The 13,291-nt window shown below is 62.6% G+C and carries 10 protein-coding genes; 4 read left to right on the forward strand and 6 right to left on the reverse strand.

Features of this window, described 5'->3' with window-relative positions:
- Positions 1–142: 142 nt before the first annotated feature.
- The gene (alaS, locus tag PQQ52_RS00390) at positions 143–2,767 is read right to left on the reverse strand and encodes an alanine--tRNA ligase (RefSeq protein ID WP_408205816.1); all 2,625 of its coding nucleotides are present in this window, start codon (positions 2,765–2,767) and stop codon (positions 143–145) included.
- 316 nt (positions 2,768–3,083) lie between these two features.
- Between alaS and PQQ52_RS00395 the strand changes: the two genes are divergently transcribed.
- Entirely contained in the window at positions 3,084–4,304 is a 1,221-nt protein-coding gene (locus PQQ52_RS00395; protein WP_408205818.1) for a CaiB/BaiF CoA transferase family protein, read from the forward strand.
- Between the two features lie 81 nt (positions 4,305–4,385).
- Here the strand turns inward: PQQ52_RS00395 and PQQ52_RS00400 are convergent, their stop codons facing one another.
- Together PQQ52_RS00400 and ggt are read right to left on the reverse strand one after the other, a co-directional pair.
- Positions 4,386–4,946 (reverse strand): RBBP9/YdeN family alpha/beta hydrolase, encoded by a 561-nt coding sequence (locus PQQ52_RS00400; protein ID WP_408205820.1) that lies wholly within the window; start codon positions 4,944–4,946, stop codon positions 4,386–4,388.
- A 137-nt stretch (positions 4,947–5,083) separates the two neighbouring features.
- On the reverse strand, positions 5,084–6,838 hold the full coding sequence (ggt, locus tag PQQ52_RS00405; protein WP_408205822.1) for a gamma-glutamyltransferase: 1,755 nt from the start codon (positions 6,836–6,838) through the stop codon (positions 5,084–5,086).
- Positions 6,839–7,236: 398 nt separating this feature from the next.
- Between ggt and PQQ52_RS00410 the strand changes: the two genes are divergently transcribed.
- The gene (locus tag PQQ52_RS00410; protein ID WP_408205824.1) at positions 7,237–8,946 is read left to right on the forward strand and encodes a glutamine--tRNA ligase/YqeY domain fusion protein; all 1,710 of its coding nucleotides are present in this window, start codon (positions 7,237–7,239) and stop codon (positions 8,944–8,946) included.
- Between the two features lie 144 nt (positions 8,947–9,090).
- On the forward strand, positions 9,091–10,101 hold the full coding sequence (locus PQQ52_RS00415; RefSeq protein ID WP_408205826.1) for a transporter substrate-binding domain-containing protein: 1,011 nt from the start codon (positions 9,091–9,093) through the stop codon (positions 10,099–10,101).
- Between the two features lie 74 nt (positions 10,102–10,175).
- On the opposite strand, the gene PQQ52_RS00420 is transcribed toward PQQ52_RS00415, so the two are convergent.
- Both PQQ52_RS00420 and PQQ52_RS00425 read right to left on the reverse strand, forming a co-directional pair.
- Positions 10,176–10,625 carry an NUDIX hydrolase gene (locus PQQ52_RS00420; protein ID WP_408205828.1) on the reverse strand — a complete coding sequence of 150 codons (450 nt, stop codon included), beginning with the start codon at positions 10,623–10,625 and terminating at the stop codon, positions 10,176–10,178.
- An 82-nt stretch (positions 10,626–10,707) separates the two neighbouring features.
- On the reverse strand, positions 10,708–11,097 hold the full coding sequence (locus tag PQQ52_RS00425; RefSeq protein ID WP_408205830.1) for an RT0821/Lpp0805 family surface protein: 390 nt from the start codon (positions 11,095–11,097) through the stop codon (positions 10,708–10,710).
- Between the two features lie 281 nt (positions 11,098–11,378).
- Here PQQ52_RS00425 and PQQ52_RS00430 point away from each other — a divergent pair, with 281 nt between their 5' ends.
- Positions 11,379–11,618: a hypothetical protein gene (locus PQQ52_RS00430; RefSeq protein WP_408205832.1), complete on the forward strand. Its 240-nt coding sequence runs from the start codon at positions 11,379–11,381 to the stop codon at positions 11,616–11,618.
- A 55-nt stretch (positions 11,619–11,673) separates the two neighbouring features.
- On the opposite strand, the gene PQQ52_RS00435 is transcribed toward PQQ52_RS00430, so the two are convergent.
- A complete protein-coding gene (locus tag PQQ52_RS00435; protein WP_408205834.1) occupies positions 11,674–13,167 on the reverse strand; it encodes a cytochrome c peroxidase in 1,494 nt (497 codons plus the stop codon).
- Positions 13,168–13,291: the final 124 nt, after the last annotated feature.

Consider the following 13,291-nt stretch of genomic DNA (forward strand, 5'->3'; position numbering starts at 1 on the left):
AAGGCAGACATCGCAAAGGACAATCCGTTGCGCCGCCGCCCGGCCGGATTGATGCACGCCAAGACGCACCAGGACAAAAACAACTTGGGCCACGCGGGACGCAAAAACCACCAGCGCCCCGCATGGCCCAATCAGATCCGAATCAAAGCTGGGCTTCGACCCAACCCTTCACGCCTGCCAGCGCTGCCGGCAGATTCGCCGGTTCGGTACCGCCAGCTTGTGCCATGTCCGGCCGCCCGCCGCCCTTGCCGCCGACTTGCTGCGCAACGAAGTTGACCAGTTCGCCCGCCTTGACCTTCTTGCTGGCGTCCGCCGTCACGCCGGCGATCAAACTTATCTTGCCGCCCTCGACCGAGGCCAGCACGATCGCCGCGCTCTTCAGCTTGTCCTTCAGCTTGTCGACCGTCTCGCGCAGCGTTTTCACGTCCGCGCCCTCGAGGGTGGCAGCCAACACATGCACGCCTGCCACTTCGATCGCCTGTCCGGCAAGCTCGTCGCCCTGGCTCGAAGCCATCTTCGACTTCAGTGCGCCCAGTTCCTTCTCCAGCGATTTCACCTGATCCTGCACCTGCACGATCCGCTGGGTCAGCTCCGACGGCTGCGCCTTCAACGCGGCCGCAGCCGCATTGATCCGCGCATCGAGATCCTGGACGAAGCGCACGGCGTTATCGCCCGTGATTGCTTCCACGCGACGAATACCGGCAGCCACACCGCCTTCCATCACGATCTTGAAGAAACCGATGTCGCCCGTACGACGCACGTGCGTACCGCCGCATAACTCGCGTGAGAAGCCGAGGTCGAGCACGCGCACTTCGTCGCCGTATTTTTCGCCGAACAGCGCCATCGCGCCGCCCTTCACTGCTTCGTCGAACGGCATGACCTGCACGATGCCCGGCGCATTCGCCAGCACTTCCGCGTTGACGATCGCTTCGACCTGACGGATCTGCTCGTCGGTCATCGGCGCGTTGTGCGCGAAGTCGAAACGGGTCTTGTCCGCATCGACCAGCGAGCCCTTCTGCTGCACGTGCGAGCCGAGCACTTCGCGCAGCGCCTTGTGCATCAGGTGGGTGGCCGAGTGATTGCGCTCGGTGCGGGCACGACGCACCGCATCAATTTCCGCCTTCACGACGTCGCCGACCTTCAACGTGCCCTGCTCGAGCGTGCCGTGATGGCCGACCACGTCCGCCTGCACCTTCAGCGTATCGGCCACAGCAAAACGCACGCTCGCGTTAGCCAGCACGCCCTGGTCGCCGACCTGGCCGCCCGATTCCGCGTAGAACGGCGTGTGATCGAGCACGACGATCGCCTGCTGGCCGTTGCTCACTTCTTTGACTGACGCGCCGTCGACATACAGCGCGATCACTTTCGCGTCGTCGAAGACGATTTCTTCGTAGCCGTGGAACGTGGTCTTCGCACCCGAATACTCGAGGCCTTGCGCCATCTTGAACTTGCCCGCCGCGCGAGCCTGCTCGCGCTGACGCGCCATGGCTTCGTCGAAAGCGGCTTCGTCGACCGCCACTTCGCGCTCGCGGCACACGTCTGCCGTCAGGTCGAGCGGGAAACCGTAGGTGTCGTGGAGCTTGAATGCGAGTTCGCCGTCGAGCGTCTTGCCGCCCTTCGCTTCCAGATCGGCCAGCGCGCTTTCGAGAATCGACATGCCGTGCTCGATGGTCTCGAAGAAGCGTTCTTCTTCCTGACGCAGCACATCGGTCACGCGTTGCTCCGCGTCCTTCAGTTCCGGATAGGCGCCGCCCATTTGCGCGACAAGGTCCGGCACCATGCGGTGGAAGAACGAACCCTTCTTGCCCAGCTTGTAGCCGTGGCGGATCGCGCGGCGCACGATACGGCGCAGCACGTAGCCGCGGCCTTCGTTGCCCGGAATCACGCCGTCGACGATCAGGAACGAGCACGCGCGAATGTGATCGGCGATCACCTTAAGCGAGTTGTTCGTCAGATCGGTCACGCCGGTTTCGCGGCCCGCGGCCTTGATAAGCGCCTGAAACAGGTCGATCTCGTAGTTGCTGTGTACGTGCTGCAGAACCGCTGCGATACGCTCGAGACCCATGCCCGTGTCGACGCACTGCTTGGGCAGCGGCGTCATGTTGCCTTGGGCGTCGCGGCTGAATTGCATGAACACGAGATTCCAGATCTCGATGTAGCGGTCGCCGTCTTCCTCAGGCGATCCCGGCGGGCCGCCCCAGACCTCAGGGCCGTGGTCGTAGAAAATTTCCGAGCACGGGCCGCACGGCCCGACGTCGGCCATCTGCCAGAAGTTGTCCGACGCGTAGCGCGCGCCCTTGTTGTCGCCGATGCGGATGATCCGCTCGACCGGCACGCCCACTTCCTTCGCCCAGATGTCGTGCGCTTCGTCGTCTTCATGATAGACGGTGACCCACAGCTTGTCTTTCGGCAGCTGGTACACGCCCGTCAGCAACTCCCACGCGTAGTGGATCGCGTCGCGCTTGAAGTAGTCGCCGAACGAGAAATTGCCCAGCATTTCGAAGAACGTGTGGTGACGCGCGGTGTAGCCGACGTTTTCCAGATCGTTGTGCTTGCCGCCGGCGCGCACGCTGCGCTGCGCGGTCGTGGCGCGCGAATACGGACGCGATTCCGCGCCGAGGAACACATCTTTGAACTGCACCATTCCCGAATTGGTGAAGAGCAGTGTCGGGTCGTTGCCGGGCACAAGGCTCGACGAGCGAACGATCGTATGGCCCTTCGATTCGAAGAACTTGAGGAATTTCTCGCGGATTTCGGCGGCTTTCATAGCGTGCGGGGGACGGGTTTGCCAGTTCGCTGGCTGTTACCGGCGGCATCATGGGGATGCGCCAACTGTTTGTTTCTTAAACGACTGATTATACGGGATCGGCGCCCGTGCGCGGCGGCGGCCCTGCCCCGCTAGCCATTTGGCCAGGTTTGGCCGCGGTTGGCCGCGGTTGGCCCGTTAGCGAGCGACACGGCAAGGCGCGACGCGCGTCCTATGCCGTTCGGCTGACTGCGCCGGCGCGCGGGAATCGCTTAAGATTGCCCACATCCGCGGCGACATGCGCGCCGCTTTAGCGATAAAGGAGACATTGAAGAATATGGGCGCTCTCAGTCATATCCGCGTGCTGGATCTCACACGCGTGCTCGCCGGGCCTTGGTGCGCACAGACGCTCGCCGATTTCGGCGCCGACGTCATCAAGATTGAACGGCCTGAAGTGGGCGACGACACCCGCCACTGGGGCCCCCCGTACCTGAAAACACCGCAAGGCGCCGACACGCGCGAGGCCGCCTATTACCTCGCCGCGAATCGAAACAAGCGCTCAGTCACCGTCGACATCGCTTCGCCTGAAGGCCAGCGGATCATCCGTGAACTGGCCGCGCAAAGCGACGTGGTGCTGGAGAACTACAAGGTCGGGCAGTTGAAGAAGTACGGCCTCGACTACGCGTCGCTAAAGGAAGTGAAGCCCGATCTGATCTACTGCTCGGTGACCGGCTTCGGACAAACCGGGCCGTATGCGCAGCGCGCCGGGTATGACTTCATCGTACAAGGCATCGGCGGCTTCATGAGCATCACTGGCGAGCGCGACGGCCAGCCGGGCGGTGGCCCGCAAAAGGCCGGCGTCGCGATTGCCGACCTGATGACCGGCATGTATTCGACCATCGCCGTGCTCACGGCGCTCACGCATCGCGACCGCACGGGCGAAGGCCAATACATCGACATGGCGTTGCTCGATGTGCAGGTGGCCATGCTGGCCAACATGAACTCGAATTACCTGGCGAGCGGCCAGCCGCCGGTGCGCTGGGGCAATGCGCATCCGAACATCGTGCCCTACCAGACCTTCCAGACCAGCGACGGCTGGATCATCGTCGCGGTCGGCAACGACGGGCAGTTCCGCAAGTTCGTCGAGGCAGGCGGGCGCTCCGAACTCGCCAACGACGAGCGATTCGCGACCAATCCGGCGCGCGTGCGCCACCGCGACGTTCTCGTACCGATTCTTGCCGACATGGTGCGTCTGCAGGGCAAGCAACAATGGATTACCGCCCTGGAAGCGGCCGGTGTGCCGTGCGGGCCGATCAACGATCTGGGCGAAGTGTTCGAGAACGAGCAGGTGGTGGCGCGCGGCATGCGGGTCGATCTGCCGCATCCGTCGGGCGGCACGGTCAAACTGGTGCGCAATCCGATCAACATGACCGGCACGCCGCCCGAGGCGCTGTCCCATCCGCCCATGCTCGGCGAGCACACCGATAGCATCCTGCGCGACGTGCTGGGTTACGACGAGGCTCGGATTGCCACGCTGCGGGAACAGTCAGTGATTTGAGGCAGGCCCGGACTGCGCCGGTTTTCAGCGTGGCGAGGGTGCCAGCTCAATCACCGTGTGGCTGCGCGGGTGATGAAGAGTTCACCGCCGCTCGCCCAACGAGGCCAGCCAGCGCCGCCCCTCGTCCCAATCGCCGAGCCCACTGTCGGCATTGATGTGGCCACGCGGACCGATGTCGATCCAGCGGCTACCCCATGCGCTCGCACAGGTCTGCGAAAACGGCACGCTGCCGTACGGATCGTCGCTACTCGCAACCACGATGCTCGCAAACGGCAAGCGCGTAAGCGGCACCGGCGCGAAACCGCTGGCATCCTGCGGAAAATGTGCCTCGGATGGATCGGGCACGGCCACCAGCAGCGCGCCCGCCACCTTCGCGAGCTGGGCAGCGCTCGCGTACTGCGACGCCCAGAAGGCGGTCGTCAGGCAGCCAAGGCTGTGGGCGGCGAATACCACGGGCGAGTCGGCTGCGGCCACCGCGGCGTCGAGCGTGCGGCACCACACGTCGCGCGCCACAAGGTCCCAGTCCGGCATCTGCACGCGAATGAAAGCGGAATCGAGCGCCTCCCAGCGCGTCTGCCAATGCCCCGCTCCAGAATTCTGGTAGCCCGGCAGCACGAGTACGTTTAGTTTTTGTCCGCTCATCGCGTTCCCCGTCGCAGTTCGTTTTTCAGGTGCATTTTCTCAGTTCGCTTCAGCGGCATGTTTCGGCAGTCCGCTTCTGCATTTGCTTCTGCATTTACGTGCTTCGCCGGGCCGAAGAAACCGCGGCGTCAATGCAATCACGGCATGACGCGGCCCACGCCCACGCCACGTGGATCGGCCGCCGGCTCGGGCGTCGTGCCTTCGACGCGGATCATCTGCACGTCGCCATTGAACGACTGCCCTTCCAGCGTGTAGCCCTTGGCTTTCAACTGGTCGGCCAGCTCACCCGTGATCGGATGATACGGCTCAAAATAGATCGTCTTCGGCGGCAGCAACTGATGATGGAATCGCATCGCAGCCAAAGCGTCGGTGGGCGCCATATTGAAGTCGTACAGATTGGTCATCACCTGGAAAATCGACGTGAGGATTCGCGAGCCGCCAGGCGTGCCGATCACGAGCGACACCTTGTTGTCCTTCAGCAGGATGGTCGGTGTCATCGAGGAAAGCGGCCGACGTCCCGGCGCCACCGTGTTCAGGTCATCGGTCGCCGCGCCCGGCGCGCCAACGGCAACCGGCTTGGTGACGAAGTCGTCCATTGCATCGTTGAGCACGAAGCCGCCGCCGTCCACCACCACACCGGAACCGAACGGCCCGTTCAGCGTATAGGTATTCGACACGGCGTTGCCCCACTTGTCGACCACCGAAAAATGCGTGGTTTGCGCTTTTTCCGGCACCACGTCGCCGAGACCGCCTTTGACAGGCACGGCCCCCGGTACTTCGTCGGGTTTCACTTCGTCGGCGCGTTGCGCGAGGTAGGCGTCGTCGGTCAGTTTGTCGACCGGCACCTTGTACGAATCGGGGTCGCCGATGTACTGCTGGCGATCGGCGAACACGTGGTCTTCGATCTGCGCGATCAGATGGATATACGGCACCGAATTCAGTTCGAGGCCATCGAACGCCTGCTTCAGATCGGCTTTCATCTTCAGCATCTGGATCAGCCCGATACCGCCCGAACTCGGCGGCGGCGCGGTCACGATCTTGTAGCCGCTCCAATCGGCGGTGAGCGGCTGGCGCCAGACGGCCTTGTATTGAATCAGGTCCTGCTTCGTGACCAGACCGTGGCCGTACATCTGCTGGGCAATCAGATCCGCGGTGCGGCCCTCGTAGAACTCACGGCCTCCATCGCTGGCAATGCGCGAGAGGGTTTGCGCGAGTTCGGGCTGGCGGTACATCGTGCCCGCCTTCAGGTTCGAGAAGTAGGCATTGAAATTGGTCTTGCCGGCGAAATTCTTCGCCACCGCGTCGCGGCGCTGCTGCAACCACGGCTCGACCTGGAAGCCGTCAGTGGCGTAACGGATTGCGGGCGCCAGCACCTGTTTCCACTTCAACTTGCCGAAGCGCTGCTGCGCTTCCCACATGCCCTCGACAGTGCCCGGCACGCCCACCGCACGATGGCCGACGAGGCTCATACCCGGTACGAGGTTGCCTTTATCGTCGAGGTACATGTCGCGGGTCGCCTGTTGCGGCGCGCGCTCGCGGTAGTCGAGAAAGTACGGTTTGCCGTCCATGAACACCGTCATGAACCCTCCGCCGCCGATATTCCCCGCATCCGGACAGGTCACGGCCAACGTGAAAGCGATTGCCACGGCGGCGTCCACCGCGTTGCCGCCGGCGGCGAATATCTGTTGCGCGGTGTCGGCGCTGTAGCGATCCGGCACGGCCACCGCCGACGCGTCCAGTACGGCCTTGGGCGGCGGCGTTTTCGCGAGCGCCGGGGCCGGCGCGACCAGGCTCCCGGCGAGCGCGCCGAACATGGCCGCGGCCGTCACGATCCGGGCGAGAGACAAAGAGGCGAAAGGCGCGCGAGGCGCGTCAGGCGAGGGAACGGACATCCGAGAAACTCCGGGAACTAAGGACGTCATGTTGCACGAATGGCATAGGTTCGTGCAAAACGACAAGGGAAGCGCGTCCTGGCTGGACTGCGGCTGCGCGAGCACGCGCTGCGCGACAGGGCGTGGGCCGCGCTACCCCGGAAAAGATCGGGCGGCGCGCGGGTGGAGAGTGCGCCGCTCGCATCCTAAGTCGCCGGCGCATGCGCCAACAAACCGTTTTACCTCCTGTTACAGCACCTTAAATGCTGCTTGCAGGATTCCGCCCGTCCCCAAAAAACAGCCGAAACCGCTCAAACGTTGGCTGCGCGCCGCACTCGCCTGCCGCGAGCGGACTCGTCAGGTAGAATTGACGCATAAGTGGGCGCATTGCGCGCCCCGACCGACTTTCACCTTCTCGCATGAATACCGAACGCAACGACGCGCCAGCGGCATCCAATTTCATCCGCAATATCATTGACGAAGATAACCGCACCGGCAAGTGGGGCCAGCGCGTCGAAACGCGCTTTCCGCCTGAGCCGAACGGCTATCTGCACATTGGCCACGCCAAGAGCATCTGCCTGAACTTCGGCGTGGCGCGCAGCTACGGCGGCGTGTGCCATTTGCGCTTCGACGATACGAATCCGGAAAAGGAAAGCGTCGAGTATGTCGACTCGATTATCGACTCCGTGCGTTGGCTCGGTTTCGAGTGGGACAAAGACGGCAAGGAACAGCTCTACTTCGCTAGCGACTACTACGACAAGCTGTACGAATTCGCCGAACTGCTGATCGAACGCGGCAAAGCGTATGTGGACAGCCAGTCGGCCGAGGAAATGCGCGCGAACCGCGGCTCGGCCTCCGAGGTCGGCACGCCGTCGCGCTTCCGCGACCGTTCGGTGCAGGAAAACCTCGACCTGTTCCGCCGTATGAAAGCCGGCGAGTTCAAGGAAGGTGAGCATGTGCTGCGCGCGAAGATCGACATGTCGTCGCCGAACTTCAATATGCGCGACCCGGTGATCTACCGGATCCGCTTTGCGCACCACTACCGCACCGGCGACACGTGGTGCGTGTATCCGATGTACGACTACACGCACTGCATCTCGGACGCGTTGGAAAACATCACGCACTCACTGTGCACGCTCGAGTTCGAAGACCACCGCCCGCTGTACGACTGGATTCTGAACGAGCTGGCCGAAGCCGGAATCTTCACGCGCCCGCTGCCGCAACAGATCGAGTTTTCGCGCCTGAATCTGACCTATGCGATCACCAGCAAGCGCAAACTGCTGCAGTTGGTGACCGAAGGCCACGTCGCGGGCTGGGACGATCCGCGCATGCCGACCATCGTCGGTGTGCGCCGCCGCGGTTTCACGCCGGAAGCGATCCAGTTGTTCTGCGAGCGTATTGGCGTCACCAAGGTCGATTCGTGGATCGACATGAGCGTGTTCGAAGGCGCGCTGCGTGACGACCTGGACGATAAGGCGCCGCGCACCGCGGCCGTGCTCGATCCGATCAAGCTGATCATCGACAACTTCCCTGAAGGCGTGACAGAGCAGTGCAGCGCTCCGGTCCACCCGCATCATCCGGAACAGGGCGTCCGCGAGTTCCCGATCTCGCGCGAACTGTGGATCGAACGCGACGACTACAGCGAGACGCCGCCGAAAGGCTATTTCCGCCTGTTCCCGGGCAACAAGGTGCGCCTGCGCTACGGCTATGTGATCGAATGCATCGGCGCGGACAAGGACGAGAACGGCAACATCGTCGCGGTTCACTGCAATTACTTCCCGGACAGCAAATCGGGCACCGAAGGCGCGAACACCTATAAGGTCAAGGGCAACATTCACTGGGTCAGCGCGGCAACCGCGTGCCCGGCCGAAGTGCGCATCTACGACCGTCTGTTCAAGGAACCGCAACCGGACGCCGGTGGCCGCGACTTCCTCGAAGCGCTGAATCCGGATTCAAAGCGCGTGGTCAATGCCTACCTGGAACCGGGTGCGCGCGACGCGTTGCCGGAACAGCGCTATCAGTTCGAGCGCCACGGCTATTTTGTCGCCGACCGCGTCGATTCGAAACCGGGTAAGCCCGTGTTCAATCGCATCGTCAGTTTGCGCGACAGTTGGGGCAAGCCGGCGTAAGCTGGAGCGGCTACAGCGCGAAGCGCATCTGAAGTTGAATACGGCGTGCATTTCGTGAGCGGGATGCACGCCGTTTTTGTTGCATCATGTTCCATCGACATGTGGCAGCGCGGCATACGTGCACGCGCCAGTCCAGGAGACCCAATGAAAGTTGCAGCCCGCCGCGGGGCCAGTGCATGGGTCTCAGCACGAGGTGCGCGCCACGCGTGTACTGTTCCTGCTCCGTACATCACCTACGCCCCACGCGTCGCACGAAGCGTGCGTTGCGCACTCGTGGCGTTGGTCACGTTGGGGGGGGCGGCGGCGCTCGCCTGTCCCGCTTATGCGGAAGAACTCTCCGGCACGCTGAAGAAAATCCACGATGACGGGGTGGTCGTGCTCGGCGTGCGTGAAGCTTCGATTCCCTTCTCGTACTTCGACGGCAAGCACACGGTTGGCTACTCGCAGACCATCGCGCTGCAGATCGTCGACGAAATCAAGAAAACGCTCGGTCTGCCACAACTGAAAGTGCACGAAATCACCGTGACCTCGTCGAACCGCACGCCGATGTTGCTGAACAACCAGATCGACCTCGAATGCGGCTCGACCACGCATACGGTGGAACGCGAAAACGTGGCTGCCTTCTCGGACAGCTTCTTCCAGTATGCAGTGCGCATGCTCGCCCGCAAAAACAGCGGCATCACAGATTTTCCGGATCTGGCCGGCAAGACAGTCGTGACAACCGCAGGCACCTCCGACGAACGCCTGCTGCGCCGTCTGAACACAGAAAAACATCTGAACATGCGTATCACGAGCGCGCGCGACCATCCGGAAGCATTCGCCGCGCTCAAGGAAGACCGGGCGGTGGCCTTCGTGATGGACGAGCCGATTGTGTACGGTTTCAAATCGACCGACCCACGCCCCGAAGATTTCGTGGTGACCGGCACGCCGCTCGGCTACGAGGTTTACGCCTGCATGTTTCGCAAGGGCGACGAGCCGTTCCGAACGCTCGTGAACGGCGTGATCGCGCGTGGCCAGACTGCCGGTGACGCGGAACGTCTGTATAACCAGTGGTTCACGCAGCCGATTCCGCCGCAAGGCATCAATTTGAATTTTCCGCTGTCGGAGCAGAACCGCGCGCTATTCGCGCATCCGAACGATCGCGCGCTCGACTGAGCGCGTGATGTAACCGCGCGGGTTGCCCGCACCTGTCCCGCCAGCGCTTAACAGCGAAAACGGCAAATCCGCCGCTATAGCGTTCCATGCAGTTCCGCGAGCGAAAGCGTGGTCTGAAAGAGCCGGGTGAGACTACGGCTCGCGTAGCGCTCGACCTCGTCCGGCGCGGCCCAGCGGTATGCGTCCATTTCGGGAATCAGCGTACCGTCAGAGCGGCGCGGAAACAGCGACGTGCAGGTGCACACCGTCAGATCGAGTTCGTCGGCCATTGCGCGCGCCGCGAACAGGTGCAGATCTTTGTCGCGCCGGTAGACGAATAGTCCGAGATCCTTCAAACGCCCGGGCGCGATCACGATGCCGGTCTCCTCGACCATCTCGCGCAAAGCCGTGACGTGAGGCGCCTCGCCCTCTTCGCCGTGCCCTTTTGGAACATCCCAGTGCGATGTTTCTGTGGCATGCGCGAGCAATACTCGACCGTCCGGGTCGAGCAGTACGACACCGCACGAGACGACCCGCGTGCTCATCGCCGCATCGCGCCGCAAGGGCGCACGGCCTCGGTCTGCACAGACGGCAAGCCGGTGCCCGTTGTCATACAGGCCCGCATGCTCAGTGTTTTTTCTGCAATTGCCAGTTGCCGCTGCCCTGTTTGCAGAACTGCGGACGCAGGCTCATCGACTGGCCTTTCGCGTTCAGTACGACGCCGACGTCGCGGCAGGTGCGCTCGCCGTCCTTCGCGGTACTGGCGAGGGTAATCGTCGCGTCGATCTTGACGCTGTTGCCGGTACCTTCGTTGACCCAGCTCGCGCTTTCGCCGTCCTGCTTGTCATTCAAGGCGGTGAAGACAGCATTCTTGATCGAATCGACGTCGCGCTGTTTCATGTAGCTGATCGGCGTGTCGTTCAGAAAACCGAGGTTGGCCGCTTGCGCGCCGATGGCGCCGCCAAGCAGCAGGCCGCCGACGGTCAGATGAAACAGGGCACGGGTTTGCATCGACATGAAGGGTTCTCCTCGAAGAGTAGTTTGGCGGTCTCGAGTGCGCTCGCGACGGCTCGTGATCTGGACCCCAAAAGCATAGCATGTCGCCCCCGAAGTGACCGCCTTGATGCGGCCCCTCAGCGGCTCGTAGCAGCCTGCAGCGTTCGATTCTCGTCTGGCGGGAACGAACTGCCACGGCGGCTACACATCATTTTAGGACGCGTCTCATATCTACTGATGAAACGTCTTCTTAAGATAGGTCTCTTGCGCCGCAGCGCTGATCAAGCTTCCAACGCCTCCTTATGGACATCTCCTTCGCCCTCGAAACCTTTGCCGTCGCGCTCGCGATCTTTTGCGTCGCGCTCGTGCCGTTCGCCATCGGTCGCGATCCCGGTCTCGCGCGGCGCATCGTACAAATGGACAGCCTCCCGCGCGCACGCTGGCCGAATCTGCTGACACGCGTCGGCGCTGGATGCCTCCTGCTGTCGTTCGCACTGTTGCTGGTCGGCTGCTATTACATCCTTGCCGGCGCAGGCAGCTAACTACGCTCACGACGACATACACCGCCTCACCGGCGGCGCGGCCATCGCCTCGTGATCAATTCGCCGCCGCGCTTTTCACCGCTTTATCTCCCGCTTTATACCCATCCGTGAGCGTATTCAAAAACGCCACTACGTCCTTGATTTCAGCCTCGTCGAGTGCCGGCTTGTCACCCGGCTTGCGATCGAACGGCGGCTCGGTATTCAGATTTGCCCAGTAACGCTGCGGCAGGTCGTCGAACTTCTGCACTTTCCCCTTCGAGACCGGATAGAACTTTTCCGGATTCGTGTCGCGCTGCGCGTAAAAACGCACCGCCTGATCCAACGAATGATAAATGCCGTTGTGGAAGAAACTTTTCTTCAACGCGACGTTGCGCAGCGTCGGCGTGCGGAAGATGCCGCAAAACTCGGCACGGCCCTTCAGGTCGGTACGCTCCGGCCCGCATGCGCCAAGGTCATAGAAATGCGGATCGTGATTCACCGCCAGCGCGCGGTTACGCGGCAAGCCGATCGCGATCAGACCGAAGTCGCTGAACTGCGGCGGCGCGCCGTCCATGGTGCGCTGGCTGATGTGACAACTCGCGCAGTTGCCCTTCTTTTCGTCGTTGAAAACTTGCAGACCACGCAACTCTGCCGGGGTCAGTTGTGCTTTGCCCGCCAGATACGCGTCGTACTTGCTGGTGTACGGATAGAAAAGCTCGGGGGTCTGTTCGAAGGTTTCCAGAGCTTGCAGCACGGCTTTGAAGGTGGTGTCGTCGCTGTCGAAAATATGCTCGCCGAATGCCACGCGGAAAGCGTCGGCATACGGCGCGGCCTTCACCGCCGCCGTGACCTTCGCCGGCGTGCTGCCCATTTCGAACGACGACAGCAGCGGAATGCGCGCCTGGTCCGAACCGCGATCGACCCGGCCGTCCCACGTCAAACCGCCGGTCGGCCCGGCATCCACGCTTTCGTCGCCTTCGTCGTCCGACTCATGATAGTGCTCGGCAAACGCCGGCACCGATTGCAGATACTTGAGCGTCGGCGCGGCGCGCATGCCGGTGCGGTGCATGTCGTTGCCACCCAGTTGTACCGACAGCGAATTCGCCGGCGAAAAGCCGTGATCGGGACTGTGGCACGAGGCGCACGCCAGCTTGCCCGAGCCGGACAGCGACGCGTCAAAGAACAACTGCTTGCCGAGCGCCGTCATCTGCCGCACGGATTCGTAGACTTGCGCACGGGTCTGGCCGGTTTCATGGGCGGCCACCTTAACAGCCGAGGCCGCCAGAGGGCCGGATGCAGCCGGCGCATTCGCTTGAGACTCGACGCCCACGTCGCCACCGGCACTCATATCCGCTTTGGCATTCACCGACACCTGCCCGCTTGCACCTGCCTTGCCGCCCGCTTGTGCCGTGCTCCCCGCTGCCGGCGAGCCGGCATCGCACGCTGCCAGGACCATGGTGATTGCCGCGAGCGCAACTGGCAGCACCGCGCCAACGCCTGCCGAGCCGGCACGCCGCCGCACCTGCGGCCGAGCCGCCGTTTTCAGAATCCCCGTGAGACCAAGCCGCATATGAATGATGTGAGTTTGCGATATTGAAGTCCGCGAGCGTATTTCATTGACATGTCCGATAAATGACATACAGCCGACAGAAATAACAAAATCAAAGCAATTCGTAATTAATTACATCTTTCTG

The sequence above is a fragment of the Paraburkholderia sediminicola genome (assembly GCF_046030555.1).
Lineage (GTDB): Bacteria > Pseudomonadota > Gammaproteobacteria > Burkholderiales > Burkholderiaceae > Paraburkholderia > Paraburkholderia sediminicola_E.

Bases quoted from the DNA above. Each gene is read 5' to 3' on its own strand.
- alaS (WP_408205816.1), bottom strand. From the start codon at position 2,767: ATGAAAGCCGCCGAAATCCGCGAGAAATTCCTCAAGTTCTTCGAATCG.
- PQQ52_RS00395 (WP_408205818.1), top strand. From the start codon at position 3,084: ATGGGCGCTCTCAGTCATATCCGCGTGCTGGATCTCACACGCGTGCTC.
- PQQ52_RS00400 (WP_408205820.1), bottom strand. From the start codon at position 4,946: ATGAGCGGACAAAAACTAAACGTACTCGTGCTGCCGGGCTACCAGAAT.
- ggt (WP_408205822.1), bottom strand. From the start codon at position 6,838: ATGTCCGTTCCCTCGCCTGACGCGCCTCGCGCGCCTTTCGCCTCTTTG.
- PQQ52_RS00410 (WP_408205824.1), top strand. From the start codon at position 7,237: ATGAATACCGAACGCAACGACGCGCCAGCGGCATCCAATTTCATCCGC.
- PQQ52_RS00415 (WP_408205826.1), top strand. From the start codon at position 9,091: ATGAAAGTTGCAGCCCGCCGCGGGGCCAGTGCATGGGTCTCAGCACGA.
- PQQ52_RS00420 (WP_408205828.1), bottom strand. From the start codon at position 10,625: ATGAGCACGCGGGTCGTCTCGTGCGGTGTCGTACTGCTCGACCCGGAC.
- PQQ52_RS00425 (WP_408205830.1), bottom strand. From the start codon at position 11,097: ATGTCGATGCAAACCCGTGCCCTGTTTCATCTGACCGTCGGCGGCCTG.
- PQQ52_RS00430 (WP_408205832.1), top strand. From the start codon at position 11,379: ATGGACATCTCCTTCGCCCTCGAAACCTTTGCCGTCGCGCTCGCGATC.
- PQQ52_RS00435 (WP_408205834.1), bottom strand. From the start codon at position 13,167: ATGCGGCTTGGTCTCACGGGGATTCTGAAAACGGCGGCTCGGCCGCAG.